17 protein-coding genes are annotated in these 21,471 nt (G+C 60.1%); 7 read left to right on the top strand and 10 right to left on the bottom strand.

The features are described from left to right. Window positions 1-7: 7 nt before the first annotated feature. Window positions 8-622: a DNA-3-methyladenine glycosylase 2 family protein gene (locus M3O22_00695; GenBank protein ID MDP9195286.1), complete on the bottom strand. Its 615-nt coding sequence runs from the start codon at window positions 620-622 to the stop codon at window positions 8-10. Between the two features lie 731 nt (window positions 623-1,353). Between M3O22_00695 and M3O22_00700 the strand changes: the two genes are divergently transcribed. After that, window positions 1,354-2,067, top strand: coding sequence for a DMT family transporter (locus M3O22_00700; GenBank protein MDP9195287.1), 714 nt, complete (start codon window positions 1,354-1,356; stop codon window positions 2,065-2,067). A gap of 32 nt (window positions 2,068-2,099) precedes the next feature. Then, the gene (locus M3O22_00705; GenBank protein MDP9195288.1) at window positions 2,100-2,267 is read left to right on the top strand and encodes a hypothetical protein; all 168 of its coding nucleotides are present in this window, start codon (window positions 2,100-2,102) and stop codon (window positions 2,265-2,267) included. On the opposite strand, the gene M3O22_00710 is transcribed toward M3O22_00705, so the two are convergent. Both M3O22_00710 and gltX read right to left on the bottom strand, forming a co-directional pair. Then, window positions 2,264-2,635, bottom strand: coding sequence for a hypothetical protein (locus M3O22_00710; protein ID MDP9195289.1), 372 nt, complete (start codon window positions 2,633-2,635; stop codon window positions 2,264-2,266). The genes M3O22_00705 and M3O22_00710 overlap by 4 nt on opposite strands. 699 nt (window positions 2,636-3,334) lie before the next feature. Continuing rightward, window positions 3,335-4,684: a glutamate--tRNA ligase gene (gltX, locus tag M3O22_00715; protein ID MDP9195290.1), complete on the bottom strand. Its 1,350-nt coding sequence runs from the start codon at window positions 4,682-4,684 to the stop codon at window positions 3,335-3,337. A 196-nt stretch (window positions 4,685-4,880) separates the two neighbouring features. On the opposite strand from gltX, the gene M3O22_00720 reads away from it, so the two are divergent. Further along, on the top strand, window positions 4,881-6,350 hold the full coding sequence (locus M3O22_00720) for a serine hydrolase (GenBank protein ID MDP9195291.1): 1,470 nt from the start codon (window positions 4,881-4,883) through the stop codon (window positions 6,348-6,350). 69 nt (window positions 6,351-6,419) lie between these two features. Here M3O22_00720 and M3O22_00725 read toward each other — a convergent pair whose 3' ends face one another. Together M3O22_00725 and parE are read right to left on the bottom strand one after the other, a co-directional pair. After that, window positions 6,420-6,728: a GIY-YIG nuclease family protein gene (locus tag M3O22_00725; GenBank protein ID MDP9195292.1), complete on the bottom strand. Its 309-nt coding sequence runs from the start codon at window positions 6,726-6,728 to the stop codon at window positions 6,420-6,422. Between the two features lie 82 nt (window positions 6,729-6,810). Further along, window positions 6,811-8,799 (bottom strand): DNA topoisomerase IV subunit B, encoded by a 1,989-nt coding sequence (gene parE / locus M3O22_00730; protein ID MDP9195293.1) that lies wholly within the window; start codon window positions 8,797-8,799, stop codon window positions 6,811-6,813. Window positions 8,800-8,904: 105 nt separating this feature from the next. Between parE and M3O22_00735 the strand changes: the two genes are divergently transcribed. The 3 genes from M3O22_00735 (at window position 8,905) to M3O22_00745 (ending at window position 10,986) form a co-directional block, all read left to right on the top strand. Then, a complete protein-coding gene (locus tag M3O22_00735) occupies window positions 8,905-9,534 on the top strand; it encodes a hypothetical protein (protein ID MDP9195294.1) in 630 nt (209 codons plus the stop codon). Between the two features lie 252 nt (window positions 9,535-9,786). After that, on the top strand, window positions 9,787-9,984 hold the full coding sequence (locus tag M3O22_00740) for a hypothetical protein (protein ID MDP9195295.1): 198 nt from the start codon (window positions 9,787-9,789) through the stop codon (window positions 9,982-9,984). Window positions 9,985-10,116: 132 nt separating this feature from the next. Beyond that, entirely contained in the window at window positions 10,117-10,986 is an 870-nt protein-coding gene (locus M3O22_00745; GenBank protein ID MDP9195296.1) for a hypothetical protein, read from the top strand. 143 nt (window positions 10,987-11,129) lie between these two features. Here M3O22_00745 and M3O22_00750 read toward each other — a convergent pair whose 3' ends face one another. Genes M3O22_00750 through M3O22_00760 form a run of 3 tightly spaced genes read right to left on the bottom strand, consistent with a single transcriptional unit; the run spans window position 11,130 to window position 14,098 of the window. Beyond that, window positions 11,130-12,524 carry an NAD(P)(+) transhydrogenase (Re/Si-specific) subunit beta gene (locus tag M3O22_00750; protein ID MDP9195297.1) on the bottom strand — a complete coding sequence of 465 codons (1,395 nt, stop codon included), beginning with the start codon at window positions 12,522-12,524 and terminating at the stop codon, window positions 11,130-11,132. Window positions 12,525-12,527: 3 nt separating this feature from the next. Then, window positions 12,528-12,941, bottom strand: coding sequence for an NAD(P) transhydrogenase subunit alpha (locus tag M3O22_00755; protein MDP9195298.1), 414 nt, complete (start codon window positions 12,939-12,941; stop codon window positions 12,528-12,530). Window positions 12,942-12,955: 14 nt separating this feature from the next. Then, window positions 12,956-14,098, bottom strand: a complete 1,143-nt coding sequence (locus M3O22_00760) for a Re/Si-specific NAD(P)(+) transhydrogenase subunit alpha (GenBank protein MDP9195299.1) — start codon at window positions 14,096-14,098, stop codon at window positions 12,956-12,958. Window positions 14,099-14,247: 149 nt separating this feature from the next. Between M3O22_00760 and acnA the strand changes: the two genes are divergently transcribed. Continuing rightward, window positions 14,248-16,950 (top strand): aconitate hydratase AcnA, encoded by a 2,703-nt coding sequence (gene acnA, locus M3O22_00765; GenBank protein MDP9195300.1) that lies wholly within the window; start codon window positions 14,248-14,250, stop codon window positions 16,948-16,950. 10 nt (window positions 16,951-16,960) lie between these two features. On the opposite strand, the gene M3O22_00770 is transcribed toward acnA, so the two are convergent. Both M3O22_00770 and secA read right to left on the bottom strand, forming a co-directional pair. After that, window positions 16,961-18,331 carry a hypothetical protein gene (locus M3O22_00770; protein ID MDP9195301.1) on the bottom strand — a complete coding sequence of 457 codons (1,371 nt, stop codon included), beginning with the start codon at window positions 18,329-18,331 and terminating at the stop codon, window positions 16,961-16,963. A 230-nt stretch (window positions 18,332-18,561) separates the two neighbouring features. After that, window positions 18,562-21,246 (bottom strand): preprotein translocase subunit SecA, encoded by a 2,685-nt coding sequence (gene secA / locus M3O22_00775; GenBank protein MDP9195302.1) that lies wholly within the window; start codon window positions 21,244-21,246, stop codon window positions 18,562-18,564. Window positions 21,247-21,471: the final 225 nt, after the last annotated feature.

Raw genomic sequence — 21,471 nt, forward strand, 5'->3', positions numbered from 1 at the left:
GAAGAAGTCATTTTTTCAGCTTCGCACTGTGCGCATTGTAGTGCGTCCAGATCATGCGGGCGGCGACGCTGCGGTGCGGGCGCCAGGGCTCGCCAAACGCCAGCATCTCGGCCTTTGAAGGCTTGCCGGGAAGGCCCAGCAGGTTCTGCACGCCCAGTACGATGCCGAGGTCATCAACAGGCCACACGTCCAGTCGGTGCAGGCTGAACATCAGGTACATCTCCGCCGACCAGTTGCCAAAGCCCTTGATCTGGCGCAGCGCGGCGATGGCCTGCGCGTCGTCCAGCCCGTGCACATGGTCCAGGTCCAGCGTTTTTATCGCCAGCGCCTGCGCCAGGCCGCGGGCATAGCCGATTTTTTGCCGGCTGAGCCCGCAGGCCCTTAATGCATCTTCCTCCAGCGCCAGCAGGGTTTCCGGCGCGAGAGAGTCCAGCGCCGCCTCTACCTTGCGCCAGATACTGGCCGCCGCCGCCACCGAGACCTGCTGCCCGATGATAATGCGCAGCAATGATGCGAACCCCGGCGCGCGGCCCAGGTCCAGGGGCGGCCCGGCCTCGAGGCACGCCTTCAGCCGGCGATCCTTCTTTGCCAGACCCCGGGCCAGTTTCAGGTAATCATGCATCCGCGCAGCATATCACAGATCCAGCCAGGGATCCTAAAGTTCAGGCCTGCAGTAAGCCAGGGCACGGCTCACAGCGTCGCTGTCGGCCTGGGACAGGGGCAGGGTTTTCTCACAGGCGCGCTGGAGGTCCTGCTGGGCTTCAGGCACCTTACCGGAAGATTTACCAAAACATGTGAACGATACGGATGACTTCAATTCCATGCTGTTATGGAAAAAGGCTGCCGTGAAAACGGTGCCATCCGGAAAAAACAGGGAAAGGCACTGGGACAGAACAGTCTTTGTTTTATCGGGGATCATATGTTTGACCAGCACGGTGCCCTGCTCTGGATTGCAGGTGAAAAGAGTCAGTTCGGCAGGGGCTGACCCCACCAGCTCCTTGCAGAAATTAAACTCTGCCGCCTGACTCTGAATGGCCTGTCCCTGGACTGTTTGGCCGGGTTTCCGGCTTGAAGAGAGCGGCGGGCTGAACCCCTGCCTGAAGCCCAGAGTGTCAAGGCGTCCATAGAGCTCCCATTTGTTTTCGGAACAGGTCCCTCCTGCCAGCACACTGGCCAGAGCCGTCAGTACAATGTTCCTTCCGGCACTTTTTCCACCCTGAACAGACATCCTGCTTCTCCGTTCTTCTAAATCAGAAATTGTTTAGATTCATATTTATATAATCTTTGAGTGTCAATCAGGGAGAGGCAAACACACCTTGACCACTGCCCTTCTTCCATGAGACCAGAGCACCCATGCTGCAACACATCAAAGCCGCAAGAGCCAACCAGCGCGGCAACGGAAATATCGTCACCGGCACGGTCTGCACCATGCTGGCCATGCTCCTGTTCGCGGTCATGAACACGGGGGCCAAGCTCCTGACCGGCCACCACCCGCTGGAGATCGGGTTCTACCGCAACCTGTTCGGCACATTCCTGTTCGGCGCCATTATCCTGTGGCAAGGCAAAACCCACCTTCTGAACATGTCCAGCAACAAGGGCCTGGTTCTGGGCCGCTCAGTGATTGGTTATCTCAACCTGGTGTTTTCCTTCAGCGCCTTTCAGGCCCTGCCCATGGCCAATACCCAGACCCTGCTGTTCACGGGATCCCTGCTGGTGCCCCTGCTGGGCTTTGTGTTCCTGGGGGAACGCATCGGGCGGTACCGGTACGCCGTGATCATCAGTGGTTTTGCGGGCGTGTGCCTGATTGCCGGCCCCACGGCAGAGCTGAGCGCCCTGGGCGTCACCTGGGCCTTGCTTGCCGCCCTGTGCCAGGCCGCACAGGCCATCCTGCTGCGCCACATAGGCAAGGCGGATTCACCGCTGACCATCTCGTTCTGGTTCATGGCTATCGGCATCATCCTGGCAGGCGCGGCCATGCCTTGGGTCGCCACAGTCCCTGACACCCGGGAGATCCTGATCCTCGCCTGCCTGGCCATAGCCGGCACAGCCTGGCCCAGCTGTTCCTGACGCAGGCCTACGCCCACCTGCAGGCCGGCCTGGTGGGCGCACTGAATTACTTCCAGCTGATCTGGGCGACCCTGTTCGGCTGGGTCTTCTGGAACGCCCTGCCCGGCCCGCTGGTCATCGCCGGCAGCGCCATCATCGTGGCCGGCAACCTGTTCATTCTCTGCCGGGAGCAAAGAATGAAAAGGGAAAACCTGCCTTAAGGCTTCAGCAGGGTCATGCACCGCATGGCTTCCTGTTTTGCCTGCTCATCCTGCATGTATTTCTGCGTCATCTCCGCCGCAGGGACATCCCCGTACTTCTGCACGATCAGACGGCTCTGGCAGTCGCACATGGCCTGCTCGACCTCTGGCGTAAGGCGGGGATCAACGGAAAGTCCCATACTCCTTACATTCTCCAGACCGCGGGCGGATTCCTTCATGCACCAGTCCTTCACCTCTACCAGCGCCGCTTCCTGGCCCGGGGTCAGGGGCGCTGTGTCATCCGGCCAGAAAACCACCATCAGGACAACAAACAGGGCCACAAGGGCAACCACAACAATACCCAGTATTTTCAGAATACGACCAAACATGTTTTTCCTTTCTGGAGCAGAAGACGGGAAGTAAATTTTCCTGATGTGATATCAGGGTGCAGGACCAGTACCAGGATTGAACTCCCCATAAAGGGTTCTGAAGGCGTATCGTATCACTGAGTCCCCTGATACAGTCTGAAAGCCACGACTTATTTCCATTCTTCTTGCTCCCCCGAAAAAATACGTGCGGGTTGTCAAAACCTCAATGTCTCCTCCTGCAGGGAATTCCTTCGTGGGATGAGCACCGAAAGGAAGCCGGATCAGGGCGTCACATTTATCATATTCATGCCCGGGGAAATATGGATCAACAACCCGCGACTTCCCGACAATATACCAGCGGCCGCTGCCTCCGGTTTCCAGATCCATGCGGCTGAAGCCTGCGACAGACTCACAGTCAGGCTGCCACACCTGGGGAGAAGTCAGCAGGAACTGAAAGACTTCCACTGCCGCAGAAGAATCTGCCGCAGGAGAAGAATCCTCTGGTCCGCAACCTGCGGCCACAAGTATTGCGCATAATAGGCCAGGCAGCCTCTCCATGAATTACCTCATCTTCAGACCTGGAAAGAAAACTAATAAGCAGACAAAGTTTCTTCAAGATTTCTTCAGGACCTGCATCTTCAGGGGTATGTGCGGACAATTACCGGGGAAAGCGACGGTCCGGATTCCAATACAGCGACAGACCCTGTGTGCCAAAAAATATTAACCTTCCCGCCCGGCCAGACGGGCTACGGCGCGGGAGCGGCCAATCAGGGGCAACAGCACTTTCAGCTCAGGCCCATTTTCCCGCCCCGTCAGGGCTTTGCGCAGCGGCATGAACAGGGCCTTGCCTGAGCGACCGGTGGCTTTTTTCACAGCATCCACCCACTGGCCCCAGGTATCCGCCGTCCAGGGGTCGGTAGGCAGCAGGCTGTCCGCCACAGCCAGAAACTCCCGGTCCGCCGGGTCGATGACCGGCATAATGCTGGTTTGAGCCATATGCCACCACTCCACCGCCTCATCCAGGCGGGAAATATTGCCATGAATGGCGGTCCAGAAGCCCTCGTCCGCCTGGGGCAGACCCAGAGCGTGCAGCCGCTCCCGGACCGCAGCAAAAGGCATCTGGTGCAGGATGCGGCCGTTGAGGCGTTTCAGCTCCTCGATGTCAAAGCGCGGCGTGCTGCGGGCAATGCGACCCAGGTCAAATCCCGCAATCAGGTCCGCATCGCTGGTACGCGGCTCAACCGGGTCGGACGTTCCCACGCGGGCCAGCAGGCTTTTGATGGCCATGGCCTCGATCCCCATCTCGTCCCGCAGCTGGGCGATGCTCAGGCTGCCCGTACGCTTGGACAGCTTTTCTCCCGTGGAACCGCTCAGCAGCGGCAGATGGGCAAACTGTGGCACCCGGCCCGCAATGGCCTGGAACATCTGGATCTGGGAGGCTGTGTTGGTCGTATGCTCCTCCGCCCGGATGATGTGGGTGATGCCAAAATCCAGGTCATCGATGACCGAGGACAGTGAGTACAGGATATACCCATCCTCCCGCACCACAACGGGATCGCTGAGGCTGGCGCCCTCGAATTTCTGGGACCCTCGCACCAGGTCGTCCCAGGCGATGGGCTCATGCTTCAGCAGGAAGCGCCAGTGGGGCTTTTTTCCCTCCGCAGCGAACCGGGCGTGGTCGGCCGCTGTCAGGTTCAGGGCTGCACGATCATAGACAGGCGGCTTGCCCTGCCCTGTCATGATCCGGCGCCGGATTTCCAGTTCCTCTTCGGTCTCATAACAGGCGTAGATACGCCCTGCTGCCTTCAGCTGTTCAATCACCTCCACATAGCGGGCCGTGCGGTCACTCTGGCGGGCAAAGCGGTCCCAGGTCAGGCCCAGCCAGGTCAGGTCCCGCTCGATCCCCAGGGCGTATTCTTCCCTGGACCGCTCCAGGTCCGTGTCGTCCAGGCGCAGCATGAAGGTGCCACCATGCTTGCGGGCGAACAGCCAGTTCACCAGCATGGTGCGGATATTGCCTACATGAAGCCAGCCCGTGGGGCTGGGTGCGATACGAACGGCGACAGACATGGCTACCAGACAGGGAAAATGAACAGGAAAAGCCTTCTACCACGCCTTGCACCCGTGATGAAGTGGTATGGCGTAAACCGTTTGTGAAGGAATTCCGGGTTAATCTGCAGTCATGGATGCACTCCCCGCGATTTTCTGAATGAATCTGCTTTCGTATCTCCATCAACACACCATCTCTCTCTGGACGGGCACTGTCATGTCCATCAGGCGCATGGCCACATACGGCTTTCTTCTGTTCATGTCTGCAGCATCCACCAGCTATGCGGCAGAGGGGCAGAAAGGCGCGCCGGATACCCCGAGCGCCACAGCATGCACCAGTCTCCGGACCCACATGGAACAGCTGGACTGCCGGCTGGCGGAACTGGGACAGACCAAAGACCAGATCCTGGCAAGGCTGAAAAACGCCTCAACGCGCGATGAGCGGCGGCTGGCAGACCGGAACCTGAAACAAAACCGGCAGGAAACCGTCTCGGTTTACGGGAAACAGGCCGGAATTCTGGAAAAGGTGGCAAAAGACGTTACATCCTCCTGCCTGAAAGCCCGCGTTCACGGGGATATCGCCGCGACACGCTATGGCCAGTATTCCGGCTTCTGGTACAAGGACAAGGCTGCAAAGCCATATCAGGCCGCTTTCCGACTGGCCGAAAAGAAAAGGGTGCAGTCCCTGGCCAGATGCGCCCTGGATGAAAATGAGCCTTCAGGAGACCGGATCGCTGCCCGGCAGGCGCTGATCAATGCGCCGGACTACATCAGCGCCAGCGGGAAATACGCTGCCATCATCGTTGATCTGGACACCGGCCAGGTCCTCCACGACGAGGATGCCGGAAAACGGATCTGGCCGGCCTCGCTGGTCAAGATCATGACCCTGTTCCTGATCTTCGATGACCTGGAAGACAGGGATCCCCTGAAAAAAATCAGCGCGGATGACAGGATTATCATGACCAGGGATGCCAACGCTGTTCCACGCTCGCATCTGCGGATGAAAACCGGAGAGGAACTGACAGTCGCCACATCCATCGAGGCGCTGGTGGTCCTTTCAGGCAACAACGTGGCCGAAGCGGCGGCCATGCGCGGCGGAACCAGGGATGCCTTTGTGGCCCGGATGAACACGAAGGCAAAGATGCTTGGCATGCATGGGACCCGCTTTACCAATCCATCGGGCCTCCACGATGATGGCCGTAAGAAAAGCGATGAAGGGCAGTACACAACGGCCGGGGACATGGCCATCCTGGTGACGGCCATCCGCAGGGAACACCCGGACCTTTTCCGGCAGTATTTCTCCATGACATCCATGCAGTGGAAAGGGCGCACGCTGCCCGGACACAACAAGCTCCTGAAGAAATATGCTGACGGGAAAGGCGGGGACATAACCCTGGAGGGCAGCAAGACCGGCTTTACCGAGCCCTCGGGTTGTCATGTGGCCGTAGTGGCCCGGAGCAAAGACCGGCATATCGCCCTGGTTCTGGCGGGCCTGCGCAACGCCCCGGAACGGGATGAGCTGGCTGAAATCCTGCTGAAACAGAGCCTCGAAAATGCCCCGCCGGATCTGGGCGGCACCCCGGACCAGGACAGAAAGACCTGGAAACGCATCGAGACGGCTTATGCACAGCTGACCGGCCAGCATAACCGCCTGGCCCAGGCGAACAGCGGGCTGCAGGTGAGGTAATCCTCTTTAGCACTGCCTGTCATTCCGACCGGGGCCGCAGGCCGAGTGGAGGAATCTCACAGAAATCTTTCAGCTTCCCGGCGTGGCATGAAGATACCACTCTTCACCCAGATCCACCCACTGCGGGTTCATCATTGCGATCAAGGCGTTTTTCTTTTCCCGCCGCCACATTTTCAGCTGCTTTTCCCTCAGGATTACGTCCTCAATGCTGCCTGAGGATTCGTACCAGACCAGCCTGGTCACTTTGTATTTTCTGGTAAAGCCTTCAACCTGTCCGCTTCTGTGTTCAGAAATCCGGCGTTCCAGGTTGTTGGTTACACCGATGTAAAGCACTTCGTTTGTTTCATTGGCAAGGATGTAGACGTAATAGCTTTTCATACAAACCCCCTGATTTGAGATCCCTCGACTGCGCGTCACCGCGTGACGCTCCGCTCGGGATGACAATTAATGGCTGCCCAACCTAAACATCCACGTCCTGGACAAACCTGGCATTCTGCTGGATATACTGGAAGCGCAGCTCGGGCCGCTTGCCCATCAGGCTTTCCACCAAGGCGCGGGTTTCCGCTTCCGCATCCGGTTCTGCAGGGTCGGACCCGTCCGGCACGATCACCCGGATCAGGGACCGCCGCTTCGGGTCCATGGTGGTTTCCTTCAGCTGGGCGGGCTGCATCTCTCCCAGACCTTTAAACCGGCTGATTTCCACCTTGCGGTTCTTGAAGGTTGTGCCCAGAAGCTTGTCCCGGTGCGCATCATCCCGGGCATATTCCACCAGGTTTCCGGCGCTCAGGCGGTACAGCGGCGGCATGGCCAGGTACAGGTGGCCATGACGGATCAGCTCCGGCATCTCGCGATAGAAAAACGTCATGAGCAGCGAGGCAATATGGGCCCCGTCCACGTCCGCGTCCGTCATGATAACCACCCGCTCGTACCGCAAGGCCGCCAGGGAAAAATCAGAACCGGATCCGCAGCCCAGCGCCTGGATCAGGTCAGCCAGTTCCTGGTTGGCCTTCATCTTGTCGGCACTGGCGCTGGCCACGTTCAGGATCTTGCCGCGCAGGGGCAGGATGGCCTGGGTTTCCCGCATACGCGCCTGCTTGGCCGAGCCGCCGGCGGAATCCCCCTCTACCAGAAAAATCTCGGTCCCCTCGGCCGCATTGCTGCTGCAGTCCGCCAGCTTGCCGGGAAGGCGGAGGCGGCGGGTCGCGCTCTTGCGGCCCGTTTCCTTCTGGTTCTTTTTACGGGCCCGCTCCTCGGCCTTTTCAATCAGCCGCTCCAGCAGAACAGCGCCCGCCTGGGGGTCGGAGGACAGCCAGTGTTCGAACCGGTCCTTCAGGGCCTGCTCCACCAGGCGCGCGGCCTCGGCCGTACCCAGTTTTTCCTTGGTCTGGCCCTGGAACTGGGGATCGCGGATAAACACGGATAGCAGCACTGCCGCACCGCCCAAGGCATCGTCCGCCGTGATCTGCGCCGCCCGCCGGTTGCCCGACATATCACCGAAGGATTTCAGCCCCTTGACGATGGCGCTGCGCAGGCCGGCTTCGTGGGTTCCGCCCTGGGGCGTGGAAATGGTGTTGCAATAGGAATGGCTGAAGCCTTCCTCCTCATCGTCCGGCCAGGCCAGCGCCCATTCCACGCCCCCGGCACCATCCGGAAACTCCACCAGGTCCGAAAAGGCCCGGACCCCCAGCAGCGGCCGGCCAGACAGGGCTTCTTCCAGAAAATCCCGCAGGCCGTTGGGAAAATGAAGGGTGGCTTCCGGCGGCGTTTCTGTGCCTTTCACCAGATCCGGCGCGCAGGACCAGCGGATCTCCACGCCCCGGTACAGATAGGCCTTGGACCGGGCCAGCGCGTACAGGCGCTCGGGCCGGAAGCGGATGCTGCCGCCGAAAATCTCCGGGTCCGGGTGGAAAGTCACCGTTGTGCCGCGCCGGTTCTGGACAGGGCCCAGATCCTTGAGCTTGCCCTGCGGAACGCCACGGCTGTAGGCCTGCTGCCACAGGCGGCGGTCGCGGGCCACCTCGACCACCATGCGGTCGGACAGGGCGTTGACCACCGAGGCCCCGACCCCGTGCAGGCCACCAGCAGTGGCGTACGCCTTCCCGCTGAACTTGCCGCCCGAATGCAGGGTGGTGAAAATGATCTCCAGCGCCGATTTGCCGGGATAGCGCGGATGCTCGTCCACCGGAATGCCGCGGCCGTTGTCGCGGATGGTGACCGCGCCATCGGCGTGCAGCTCCATGTCGATGCGGTCGGCATGGCCGGCCACCGCCTCGTCCATGGCGTTGTCCAGCACCTCGTTCACCAGGTGGTGCAGGGCGCGTTCGTCCGTACCGCCGATGTACATGCCGGGACGCTTGCGGACAGGCTCCAGCCCCTCCAGAACCTCGATGTCCCGGGCGGAATAGCTGTCCTGACGGCCTTTGGGGGAAGATGAAAAAAGATCACTCATGGCGCGGACTATAGGAAATCCGGTACGGTTTTTCCATGGGAAAACCTGTTGGCGCAAGTATTTCCGGAAAGTATGCTGCGCCTGATTTGTAAGGGAACACAGGACATGCAGGACGAATCCAGGTTAAAATCACAGTTTCCCAGGCCTGATGATGAAGAATCCCTGACAAGGTTCATCCAGCGGCTGAAAACTGCCTGCGGCACAGACAAAAGCAACATCAGAGGTCTGGCTGTTGTCTTGACCCGGTGGTATTCCCCGGGAGAGCCGGGAGAAGGCGAAACAGCCTCCTTTGTGGACCTCCGCCCCTTTTACCGGCTGCAGATAACCGCTTTCCAGGCAGACACGGCCAAAGCCCTGTGGGCAGCATCTAAACCTTTCAGGGTAAAGGACCGCTACAGGATCGATCCTGAAAATGGCATTTATTCCCTGGTTTTTGATTTTCGCCCGGAACAGGGAAAAACGCTGGAAAGTGTACTGAAAGGTCTTGCGGACAGTTTCAGGCAGGCGCTGGAAAAACTGCATGCAGCCCGCACCCGGGTCCCCGTCCCCGCAAAGGCAGAAAAATTCGCTCCTGCAGCACCTCCCCCGGCACAGCCAGTACCTGTCCCCCGGTATAAAGGCCCGCCACCATCCAGGCCGGTGCCAAACCAGCCCTGGGATCTACCTGGATCACCCCTGGAAAACGCTTACGAACCCTCTGAAAACACAGCTGCTCCTGCCCACCCCTCACCATGACAGAAAGCCCGATGGATCAGGATTTTGCAGCAAGGGAAAAACAGATTGAGCAGGCTTCACGGCAGTTGGCGGAAGACAGGGTCAGGACCTGGTACCACGGCCCCCGCCCTCTGACAGCAGACACATTTCCTGGAAAGCCTGACAGGACCAGGAATATCTCAATCCTGCTGAAACTGATGGAGGACGATGTCGGCACAATAAAAGTGCTGACCAGGACAGCCGGAAGCGATTCTCCGGCCTGATATCCTGGCCATGGTCGAACGGTTGGTAGCCGCAGTCCACGACTTTCCCGGGAATGTGGATGAAACAGCGGCTGCACGCCAGCTGACAGAGGCCCGTCATACCCTGAAAACAGCCCTGCTGAAATACCCGGCCCAGGCAGATATCGACAGGATCCGGGCGCTGATGAATTCCATGGACCACGCCCTGCTGACCCGCTTTTCCGATTGAACCCATTATCTGGAAGATACGCATCCGGAAATTCTGGAATCAGCTGCCCTGGAGATTGCAGGAAGGACCGGAGGGCTAGAGATCATTGTCCCCTGGATCAAACGCCTGGAAGGAACACCCGGACAGGCCATTGTGCTGAGGGTTCTGAAATCCTGGCTGGACGCGCTGGAGCAGAAAGGCCGGGAGGGAACCTCCCCTCAACGCTCCTGCGCCCGTGATGCCCTTGCACTGGGGCAGGAACTGACCCTCCGGAACATTGATCCAGGGCTTGTATTTTCTGCCGAACATGCAAAAGTTTTTGGCTCATGGCTCCTGCAGGAACCCTTCAGACGCGGTCATGCAGACTTCATCATCATGCTGGCCCATGGGGACAGTGCAGAGCCTCACCTGTCCGTCCTGGACAGTGCAGAAATTCTGAAAACCCTGCGGGACCAGTTTTTGCAGTCTGCAGATCCATGGTTTCTGCGCCGGCTTCTGGCCGCCCTGCAGATGTCCACGCACCTGGATGACGCCACGCTGAACCGTTATTTCAAACAGCTTCCGGGCAAAGGGCCGCATCCTGTATTCTCGGCAATTCATCTCCTGAATACCTTTGCAGGAAATCCCCGTATCGCTTCCGGTTCCGTGGACAATATTTTCCAGTGGGCTTTCGGACAGACGCTCCATGTCCCTTTCCTGCGCAGCCCTGAAAAAGGTTATTTCACAGACCGGATGGTTTTTTTCCCGCTGATGGCCGCTGCCCTGAAATGGCCTGCGGGAAGAAAGGCGGCAGAACCCCTGCTGCCGCTGGTCATCAGGGCGCCGGACAGCCAAGAAAAGAAAACCTTTTACGCCCGCCTGACAGAAGCGGCAGAGGCAAGAGATCCCGTTCTGTCCGTCATGGCCCGGCACTGGAAGTCCATTCTGACCGACCGTCCCGTTCCCGACCTGTCCAGTCTCCAGGCCGTAGCCCGCGCCCGCGATGCTCTGGGACGGGCGGTTGAGCGCCACTCCAGGATGTGAGGGCGTCAGAAAGTCAGCCCCTTTCCTGTCATCCTGAGCGGAGCACTGCGCAGCAGTGCGAAGCCGAAGGATCTCTATTGTTGGGCGAGATCCCTCCACTGTGCTTTGCTTCGGTCGGAATGACAGTGAGGGGAGAAGGAAGATCAGAGGGCCTTCACAATCTCCTCGGTAACCTTCTTGGCATCGCCGAACAGCATCAGGGTGTTGTCACGGAAGAACAGCTCGTTCTCCACACCCGCGTAGCCGGCCGCCATGGACCGCTTGATGAACAGCACCGTCTTGGCCTTTTCCACGTCCAGGATCGGCATGCCATAGATGGGTGATTTCGGGTCGGTCTTCGCTGCCGGGTTGGTGACGTCGTTGGCCCCGATGACATAGGCTACGTCGGCCTGGGCGAAATCGCGGTTGATCTCCTCCAGCTCGAACACCTCGTCGTACGGCACGTTGGCCTCGGCCAGCAGCACGTTCATATGCCCCGGCATGCGGCCCGCCACCGGATGGATGGCGTACTTCACGTCCACGCCTTCCGCTTTCAAAAGGTCGCCCATCTCGCGCAATGCATGCTGGGCCTGGGCCACGGCCATGCCATAGCCCGGCACGATGATCACCCGCGCCGCATTTTTCAGGATAAAGGCTGCATCCTCTGCCGAGCCCGTTTTGACGGTCCGGTCACCCGCCGCACCTGTGCCACCGGCTGCCACAGCCCCGGTCCCGCCGCCGAAGCCGCCCAGGATCACGTTCCAGATGGACCGGTTCATGCCCTTGCACATGATATAGCTGAGGATAGCGCCCGATGCGCCCACCAGGGCGCCGGTGACAATCAGCAGGTTGTTCTGCAGGGTAAAGCCAATGCCTGCCGCCGCCCAGCCCGAATAGCTGTTGAGCATCGAGATCACCACGGGCATGTCCGCGCCGCCGATGGGCAGGATCAGCAGGAAGCCCAGCGCCAGCGACACCAGGATGACCAGCCAGAACGGCAGGGCCATCTGGGTCGCGCACAGCCAGACTGTCAGCAACACCAGCAGCACCCCCAGTCCGGCATTCAGATGGTGCTGGTAGGGGAACACCAGTGGCTTGCCGGATACCAGGCCCTGAAGCTTGGCAAAAGCCACAACGGAGCCGGTGAAGGTAATAGCCCCGATGGCCACGCCCAGGCTCATCTCGATCAGGCTGCCCACATGGATATGGTCATCGCTGCCCACACCGAAATTCTCAGGCGAGGTAAAAGCCGCAATGGCCACGCAGACCGCCGCCAGGCCCACCAGGCTGTGGAACGCCGCCACCAGCTGGGGCAGCGCCGTCATCTTGATGCGCAGGGCCACCATCGTGCCGATGACGCCGCCAATGGTAATGGCCACCAGAATGGTGCCGTACGACTGGACTGCCGGCAACATCAGGGTGGTGCCGATCGCCAGCACCATGCCGCCGATGCCATAGAAATTCCCGGCTCGCGCCGTTTCAGGCGACGACAGGCCGCGCAGGGCCATGATAAAGCAGACAGAAGCAACCAGATACGCCAGGGCAGCCAGTGTAGTCATGCGTTACGCCTTCTTCTTTTTGTACATGCCCAGCATCCGCCAGGTCACGATGAAACCGCCGAAAATGTTGACCGAGGCCAGAACAACCCCCAGGAAGCCCATGACCTTGCTGAACGTCATTTCAGCAGGACCGGCGGCGATCAGGGCCCCCACGATAACCACCGAAGACACGGCGTTGGTGACGGCCATCAGCGGCGAATGCAGGGCCGGCGTAACGCGCCACACCACGTAGTACCCCACGAAACATGCCAGAACCAGAACGGTCAGGCCGGTCATGAAAAAGGCATGGGGATCAGTGGCCGCCATCTGGTGGGCCATCAGGGTCACATGCTCGGCCAGCTGGCGGGCTGACTCCGCCACCAGGCGGGAGTCTGTAGCCAGATTGGCGGCTTCCTGTGTCAGAAACTGGGGATCCATTCAATCCTCTCCTCTTACGAACCTGTCGAGGCTGCAAACTGCGGGTGCACGACCTGGCCATCCCGCGTCAGGGCCGTACCTTTAATGATCTCGTCATCCCACGGCACAGCCAGCTGTCCCGTGCCCTTGTCCACCAGCAGGGTCAGGAAGTTCAGCACGTTGCGGGCATAGAGGGCCGAGGCATCCGTCGCCAGGCGGCCCGGCACGTTCAGGTGCCCCACGATGCGCACGCCGTTCACATCCACCACCTCGCCGGGGCGGGACAACTCGCAGTTGCCCCCCTGCTCCACCGCCAAGTCCACAACCACACTGCCCGGTTTCATGGTTTTCACCATGTCCGCCGTCAACAGGGTGGGTGCCTTGCGACCAGGGATCAGGGCTGTGCAGATGATGATGTCCTGCTTTTTCACAGTCTCGGCAATCAGTGCGGCCTGACGACGTTTGTAATCGTCGCTCATTTCCTTCGCATAGCCGCCCGATGTCTCGGCCTGTTTCGTCTCCTCGTTCTCCACCATCACAAAGGTGGCACCGAGGCTCTGGACCTGCTCCTTCGCGGCCGGACGAACGTCAGTTGCGCTGACCACCGCACCCAGGCGGCGGGCCGTGGCAATGGCCTGGAGGCCCGCCACGCCGGCGCCCATCACGAAAACCTTCGCCGGTGGAACCGTTCCGGCCGCCGTCATCATCATGGGGAACGAGCGGCTGAATTCCGCCGCCGCATCCAGAACCGCCCTGTAACCCGCCAGGTTTGACTGGCTGGACAGCACGTCCATGGTCTGGGCCCGGGTGATGCGCGGCACCAGCTCCAGCGCGAAAGCGTTCAGGCCCAGCCGGGCGTAGTCCGCCACAGAGTCCCGCTCGGTGAGTGGCGACAGCATCCCGATGACCGCCGCGCCTTTTTTCAGGGCTGTCAGTTCATTGTCCAGCGGGCGCTGGACCTTCAGCACCACATCTGTGTCTTTCAACACGGCGGTGGCGTCGGACACGATTTCTGCCCCCGCATCGGCGTACAGGGAATCCGGAATGCTGGCCCCCTGCCCCGCGCCGGCTTCCACCCGGACGGTGACGCCAAGAGCCTTCATTTTCTTGACGGTTTCCGGCGTGGCGGCTACGCGGCGTTCGTTCGGACGGCGTTCGCAGGGAATGGCAACAAGCATGGGATCTGTCTTCCGGTTATGACCAGTGCAGAAGAATGCCTGATTCAGCTCTTCATGTGAAGAGGCTGTCTCGGAAATTCGGGGATCTTTGCAGGCCCCGGTTTCGGTGCTAGACAGAAACCTTCCACGACAGCCTACTGAGGATCGCCATGACAACGTCCACAGGCCATGACACCCTGAAAACCCGCCGTTCCCTGGCTGTAGACGGGAAAAACTATGATTACTTCAGCCTGAAGGTCGCAGAAGAAACCCTGGGCGATCTGTCGCGCCTGCCGTACTCCCTGAAGATCCTGCTGGAAAGCCTGCTGCGCACCGAAGACGGACGCACTGTCACCGTGGACGACATCAAGGCCATGGGCCAGTGGCTGAAGGACCGGCGCTCGGACCGCGAGATTGCCTGGCGCCCGGCCCGGGTTCTCATGCAGGACTTTACCGGCGTTCCCGCGGTGACCGATCTGGCAGCGATGCGAGAGGCCATGGTGGCGCTGGGCGGCGAGGCAAAGCGCATCAATCCTCTCAGCGCCGTGGATCTGGTCATCGACCATTCGGTGACCGTGGATGAATTCGGCACACCGACCGCCTTCAAAACCAACGTCCAGAACGAGTTTGAGCGCAATCTGGAGCGCTACCAATTCCTGCGCTGGGGCCAGAATGCCTTCAGCAATTTCCGGGTCGTTCCTCCGGGTACCGGCATCTGCCACCAGGTGAACCTGGAATACCTGGCCCAGGCTGTCTGGGTGGATGAGGATGGCCGTGGCGGGCCGCAGGTTGCCTACCCTGACACCCTGGTCGGTACAGACAGCCACACCACCATGGTCAATGGCCTCGGCGTTCTGGGCTGGGGCGTGGGCGGCATCGAGGCCGAAGCGGCCATGCTGGGCCAGCCCGTATCCATGGTTATCCCGGAAGTGGTAGGCTTCCGCCTGACCGGCCGCCTGCCTGAAGGGGCGACGGCCACCGACCTGGTCCTGACTGTCACCCAGATGCTGCGCAAGAAGGGTGTGGTGAACAAGTTCGTCGAGTTCTTCGGCCCAGGCGTTGCGGGCCTGTCACTGGCCGATCGGGCTACCATCGCCAACATGGCCCCCGAATACGGCGCCACCTGCGGGATTTTTCCCATCGATGCCGAAACTATCCGCTATATGACCTTCACGGGCCGCGACGAACACCGCGTGCGTCTGGTGGAAGCCTATGCCCGCGAACAAGGTCTGTGGCACGACGAAAAATCACCCGAGCCTGTCTTTACCGACATGCTGGAACTGGACCTGTCAAAGGTCGAACCCTCCCTGGCCGGCCCGAAACGACCCCAGGACCGCGTCCCCCTGTCCCAGGCTGTGCCAGCCTTCCTGAAGGAACTGCCCGGCTTTGGCGTTCAGGACCCATCCCCCACAAAGGAAATCCGGGTCGAAGGCGAAAAATATACCGTCAAACACGGCCAGGTCGTGATTGCGGCCATCACCAGCTGCACCAACACCTCCAACCCCAGCGTCATGATCGCCGCGGGTCTCGTGGCGAAAAAGGCGGCGGAGAAAGGCCTGAAGGTCAAGCCTTGGGTCAAGACGTCGCTGGCACCCGGGTCCCAGGTCGTCACCGACTATCTGGACAGGGCCGGCCTGCAGACGCATCTGGACACACTGGGTTTCAACCTGGTGGGATACGGCTGTACCACCTGTATTGGAAACTCCGGCCTGCTGACGGACACTCTGGCCACGGCCATCGAGGAAAACGAGATGGTCACCTGCGCCGTGCTGTCCGGTAACCGGAATTTCGAGGGCCGCATCAACCCCTCCTGCCGCGCAAGCTATCTCATGTCCCCGCCCCTGGTGGTAGCGTACGCCCTGGCCGGCAGCGTCACGCTGGATCTGCTGAAGGAACCTCTGGGTCAGGGAAAAGACGGAAAGCCTGTATTCCTGAAGGACATCTGGCCCTCGGACGCCGAAATCCGCAAGGTCGTGGACCAGGCCATCACACCGCAGATGTTCCGCCAGCGCTATGCCGACGTGTTCCGGGGTGGAACAGACTGGCAGCAGATGGGCGGCACAGCCACCGGCCTGACCTATGCGTGGGATCCCAAATCCACCTACGTGAAACTGCCGCCCCTGTTCGAGGGCATGCAGCGGGAGCCCGCGCCGGTCAAGGACATCGTGGGCGCCCGTTCGCTGGCCATTCTGGGCGACAGCATCACCACCGACCACATCTCCCCCGCCGGGAGCATCAAGAAAGCCGGCCCCGCCGGCCAGTACCTGATGGACAACGGGGTCCAGCCCATTGACTTCAACTCCTACGGCGCCCGCCGGGGCAACTGGGAGGTTATGATCCGCGGCACCTTTGCCAATATCCGCATCCGCAACGAGATGACCCCGGGCGTCGAGGGCGGCGTGACGAAGCATATCCCGTCGGGCCAGGTGATGCCCATTTACGACGCAGCCATGCTGTACCGGAAAGAGGGCACACCGCTGGTCATTGTGGCCGGCCAGGAATATGGCACCGGCTCATCCCGCGACTGGGCCGCCAAGGGGACCCTGCTGCTGGGCGTGCGGGCTGTGGTGGCTGAAAGCTTCGAGCGCATCCACCGCTCCAACCTGGTGGGCATGGGCGTCCTGCCGCTGGAGTTCAAGGCCGGCGGGACCCGCAAGACACTGGCGCTGGACGGCGCGGAAACCTTTGACCTGACAGGCCTTGGCGCAGGCCTGAAACCCCGTCAGGAAATGACGCTGGTCATCCACCGCGCATCAGGAGCGACAGAAAAAATCCCCGTCACCTGCCGCATCGACACGCTGGACGAGGTGGAATACTTCCGCCACGGCGGCATCCTGTCGTATGTCATGCGCAACCTGCTGAACGGAAAATAGAGACTGTCCGTCACGCCCCCGGACGCTGCCACAGGAAGGCTTTCACGCCCGCCATAAACCTGAAACTTTCAACAGAGAATGCCGGCTTTTCCTTTTCGTCCACGACGGCTTTCCAGTGATCTGCAATCTTCCGGTCCAGCCTTTCCAGAGCCCTGGAAAAACCAGCACGGACAGTGGCAGCCTGATCCGGATCGGCCAGAAGATCTCGAACGTGCTTCAGGTACGCCTCCGCCACTTTCCGCCCGGTGGGCCAGCGGGCTGCTGTGGCCAGAACGTCCAGAAAGGATTCCGGGACAGACCTGAGCCACTCTCCGGGAGTGGCTTGGTCAAATGCCCTGACAAAGTGTCTCTCTGTCAGACAATCCTGGTAGCGCTGATCAGTCCCGTAAGATTCTGCCAGACGGACGAAATCCGGAACGGCGCCACTGTCACCCGTAACAATATCTGCTGACTTGCCGGGAAAAGTCCGGGCATCCTTCGCAGGCAGCAGGTTCGAGGCCCGCAGGACAACCACAAGATCAACGGGAAGAAGAGGCCTGTCTGCTGGCGGATGGGCAAAAACATGTCCCACAGTTTTCCGGACCTGTTCCGCATCCAGGGTCGCCAGATGCCGGCTGCTCTCTTTCCCGCTCCCCTGTCCCAGCAGGGCAATCAGCCGGGCATGGAGATACCTTCTTTCATGTTCGGGCAGCGCAGTGGTATCCCACTGCAGAACCCATCCGGAAAACAGTCCGGCCTCTTCCGGATCAAGGACCAGTTCCGGATCAATACCGCACCGATCCAGACATTCAACCAGGTTCAGGATAACCCTGAACTGGTTGATCTCCTTGCCACCCGCTTCACTCTTCAGTATTTTTACAGTCTTCTGAAATTGTTCCAGAATAACCTGTTGTCCCGGCTTTTTTTCCAGGGCCTTTGCCCATGTAGCAACCTTCCTGAATCCTGCTTCCCATATATTCCGGGAAGCCGCATCCCCAAGAATACGGGGATTTGTTTCAGACAGAAAATCATCCCGTGAGAAATACGTCAGCAGGACAAAATCAATATTGCCCACCAGCTCTCTGGCCTCACTGGCCTGGATACCGCCATAGATTTTCCGGACTTCCACCAGGGATTGCACAATGGCTGGAGGCGTATTCCGGAATCCAACAGCGGACTCCCAGATACGCTTCACCCCGGCCATTATATGGGCCTGGTGGAGAGTCCACGGTCGCTCCCGCGCTGTGTCTGCAAGCTCCCTGATGTCCTCATCAATCAGTGTCTGCAGGATATCCTGTCCCCCGGCAGCACCCGGACAGTGATCATTGAAATCCCGTCCGGTACGCAGCATGGGGCGATCGCTCTCATACCATTTCTCCACCTCTGTCCGGAGTTCATTCATGACAGCCTGTTCCTGCGGGTGTGCCGGGACTACAGAAAGCAGGATATATATACCCTGTTAACAGGCGGTTAAACGCTCAGGGTGCAGGAGCAGGTAAAAAATCCCTGATCCAATCCCGCTGATCTTCCCGTAACTCACGTCTCGCCATCCAAAGGACTTTGGACAGTGAACACATTCACATGCAGCGCAAATACTGCATGTCAACATGCCCTGGAACCTTCTGAAACATCCTACTTCAGACTTCCATGACAGTACTTGTACTTCTTGCCGGAGCCGCAGGGACAGGGTGCATTGCGGGAGACCTCTCCCCAGCCGCCAGCAGGATCTGCAGAACCCGCCAGTACAGGAGAGCCGGCAGCAGCCGGATCCAGCGCCGGATCGTGACGGCTTTCCACAAGGCCTTTGGGCGACGGGGGAACCGGCTGGATCTCTGACGGCGCGACCTGCAGCTCCAGGCGCATCAGGACTGCGGTGATGGTCTCGCGCAACTGGCCCAGCATGCCCTCGAACAGGGTAAAGGCCTCGCTCTTGTATTCGTTCAGGGGGTCCTTCTGGGCATAGGCCCGCAGGTTGATGCCCTGGCGCAGGTGGTCCAGCTGCAGCAGGTGGTCCTTCCAGGTCTGGTCCAGAACCTGCAGCAGCAGGCTCTTTTCCACGGTTCGCATCAGCTCTGCACCGTATTTTTTCTCCTTTGCGGCCATCTTCTCTTCGGCCATGCGCTGGAGGCGCTCTGTGTATTCGTTTTCGGTGATGCCATCTTCCTTTGCCCACTCCGCCACAGGCACATCCGTGGCCAGAATGCGCAGGACCTCCTCGTGGAGAAGCTTCAGGTCCCACTGTTCGGCGTACGAACCAGCCGGAATGGCCCGGGACACGATCGTCGCCACGACGTCCTGGCGGATGTCCGCCATGGTTTCCGCCACGTCCTTCGAATCCATGATTTCCCGGCGCTGTTCGTAGACCACCTTGCGCTGGTCGTTCATGACGTCATCGTATTTCAGAAGGTTCTTGCGGATGTCAAAGTTGATGGCCTCAACCTTCTGCTGGGCCTTCTGCAGGGCCTTGTTGATCCAGGGATGGATAATGGCCTCGCCCGGTTTCAGGCCCAGCCTGGGCAGCCAGGACTGGATGTTGGCAGATCCGAAAATCCGCAGCAGGTCGTCTTCCAGGGACAGAAAAAACTTGCTGGCGCCGGGGTCGCCCTGGCGGCCGGAGCGGCCTCTCAGCTGGTTGTCAATGCGCCGGCTCTCATGGCGCTCGGTCCCGATAACATAAAGCCCGCCGGCCTTGCGCACCATTTCCCGGGCCGCAACCACTTCCTTGCGGATCCCTTCGGCACAGCGCATTTTTTCGCCCTCATTCTCGATGGCGGCCAGCTCCATGGAGATGCGCATGTCGGCATTGCCGCCCAGCTGGATGTCCGTACCGCGGCCGGCCATGTTGGTGGCGATGGTGACAGATCCGGGACGACCGGCCTGGGCCACGATATAGGCTTCCTGCTCGTGATAGCGGGCGTTCAGCACATTGTGGGGAATTTTCTTTTTCTTCAGCAGGGCGGACAGGGTCTCGGACTTTTCAATGGACACTGTGCCCACCAGAACAGGCTGGTGGCGGGCCAGACATTCCTCGATCAGCTTTGTGATGGCCTCGTACTTTTCGGCCGCGGTCAGATAGACCTCGTCGTCGTGATCCTGCCTGCTGACGGGAAGGTTCGTGGGGATATCCACCACCTCAAGACCATAGATCTCGGCAAACTCCGCCGCCTCAGTCATGGCGGTGCCGGTCATGCCGGCCAGTTTCGGATACAGGCGGAAATAGTTCTGGAAGGTAATGGACGCCAGCGTCTGGTTTTCCCGCTGGATCGTAACGCCTTCCCGCGCTTCCAGGGCCTGGTGCAGGCCTTCGGAATAGCGCCGGCCTTCCATCATGCGGCCCGTGAACTCGTCAATGATGACAACCTTGTTGTCCTTGACGATATAGTCCGTGTCGCGCCGGAACAAGGTGTGGGCGCGCAGGGCCTGGTTGACGTGATGGACTGCGTTCATGTTGGCCAGATCATAGAGCCCGCCCTGGGCCAGCAGGCCGTTCTGCCTCAACAGGCCCTCTATCTTTTCCGTGCCTTTCTCGGTCAGGGAGACCACCTTGGCCTTTTCGTCCTTCTCATAGTCCTCGGCCGTCAGCTGCGGCATGACCTGGTTGACCCGGATGTACATGTCCGAACTGTCGGTGGACGGACCGGAAATAATCAGCGGCGTGCGGGCCTCGTCGACCAGGATCGAGTCCACCTCGTCCACGATGGCGTAGTGGAAGGGCCGCTGGACCATGTCTTCCAGCCGGAATTTCATGTTGTCGCGCAGATAGTCAAAGCCGAACTCGTTGTTCGTGCCATAGGTGATGTCGCAGTTATAGGCTGCGCGGCGCTGGTCATCCTCCAGCCCATGCACGATACAGCCCGTGGTCAGGCCCAGAAAGCCATAGATCCGGCCCATCCAGACGCTGTCGCGCTTTGCCAGATAGTCGTTCACCGTCACCACATGGGTGCCCTTGCCTTCCAGGGCGTTCAGGTACACCGGCAGCGTAGCCACCAGGGTTTTACCCTCCCCCGTGCGCATTTCGGCGATCCGACCGTCATGCAGGACCATACCGCCCATCAGCTGGACATCGAAGTGCCGCTGGCCCAGCGTTCTTTTTGCTGCTTCACGCACCGTGGCAAAAGCCTCGGACAGGATGTCGTCCAGCGTTTCGCCTTTGGCCAGGCGGTCGCGGAACCACTGGGTCCTGTCGCGCAGGGCCGTATCGGACAGCTTTTCCAGTTCCGGCTCGAGGGCATTGATGGCCGGAACACGGCTGCGCAGGCTGTTGACCACCCGCTCGTTGGAAGAACCGAAAACCCTGCGGGCTATGGCACCAAACATATGGCAAATATCCGGATACTGGAGGACAACAGAAAAGACACAGCATCTTCACATAGGGTGTGCCGGCTCCCGCGTCAATGGGCAGGACGTAAAATCCACCGGTCCTTTCCCCCAGAACCCGTTCCAGAACCCGCTGCCATGAGCGGATTGCCGCTGTCTTTCGAGAACCGGAGCGGAGCGTACGTTACAGTACGTGAGCACCGGAAGCGCAGAAAGACAAGGCAG

It is taken from the genome of Pseudomonadota bacterium (genome assembly GCA_030775045.1).
In the GTDB taxonomy this organism is placed as follows: domain Bacteria; phylum Pseudomonadota; class Alphaproteobacteria; order JALYJY01; family JALYJY01; genus JALYJY01.

What these genes read in the sequence shown, in the direction of transcription:
- M3O22_00700 (MDP9195287.1), top strand. Translation starts at nt 1,354, where the DNA reads ATGCTGCAACACATCAAAGCCGCAAGAGCCAACCAGCGCGGCAACGGA.
- M3O22_00760 (MDP9195299.1), bottom strand. Translation starts at nt 14,098, where the DNA reads ATGCTTGTTGCCATTCCCTGCGAACGCCGTCCGAACGAACGCCGCGTA.
- acnA (MDP9195300.1), top strand. Translation starts at nt 14,248, where the DNA reads ATGACAACGTCCACAGGCCATGACACCCTGAAAACCCGCCGTTCCCTG.
- M3O22_00740 (MDP9195295.1), top strand. Translation starts at nt 9,787, where the DNA reads ATGGTCGAACGGTTGGTAGCCGCAGTCCACGACTTTCCCGGGAATGTG.
- M3O22_00710 (MDP9195289.1), bottom strand. Translation starts at nt 2,635, where the DNA reads ATGTTTGGTCGTATTCTGAAAATACTGGGTATTGTTGTGGTTGCCCTT.
- M3O22_00725 (MDP9195292.1), bottom strand. Translation starts at nt 6,728, where the DNA reads ATGAAAAGCTATTACGTCTACATCCTTGCCAATGAAACAAACGAAGTG.
- M3O22_00750 (MDP9195297.1), bottom strand. Translation starts at nt 12,524, where the DNA reads ATGACTACACTGGCTGCCCTGGCGTATCTGGTTGCTTCTGTCTGCTTT.
- M3O22_00695 (MDP9195286.1), bottom strand. Translation starts at nt 622, where the DNA reads ATGCATGATTACCTGAAACTGGCCCGGGGTCTGGCAAAGAAGGATCGC.
- M3O22_00755 (MDP9195298.1), bottom strand. Translation starts at nt 12,941, where the DNA reads ATGGATCCCCAGTTTCTGACACAGGAAGCCGCCAATCTGGCTACAGAC.
- M3O22_00735 (MDP9195294.1), top strand. Translation starts at nt 8,905, where the DNA reads ATGCAGGACGAATCCAGGTTAAAATCACAGTTTCCCAGGCCTGATGAT.
- M3O22_00770 (MDP9195301.1), bottom strand. Translation starts at nt 18,331, where the DNA reads ATGAATGAACTCCGGACAGAGGTGGAGAAATGGTATGAGAGCGATCGC.
- M3O22_00720 (MDP9195291.1), top strand. Translation starts at nt 4,881, where the DNA reads ATGTCCATCAGGCGCATGGCCACATACGGCTTTCTTCTGTTCATGTCT.
- gltX (MDP9195290.1), bottom strand. Translation starts at nt 4,684, where the DNA reads ATGTCTGTCGCCGTTCGTATCGCACCCAGCCCCACGGGCTGGCTTCAT.
- parE (MDP9195293.1), bottom strand. Translation starts at nt 8,799, where the DNA reads ATGAGTGATCTTTTTTCATCTTCCCCCAAAGGCCGTCAGGACAGCTAT.
- secA (MDP9195302.1), bottom strand. Translation starts at nt 21,246, where the DNA reads ATGTTTGGTGCCATAGCCCGCAGGGTTTTCGGTTCTTCCAACGAGCGG.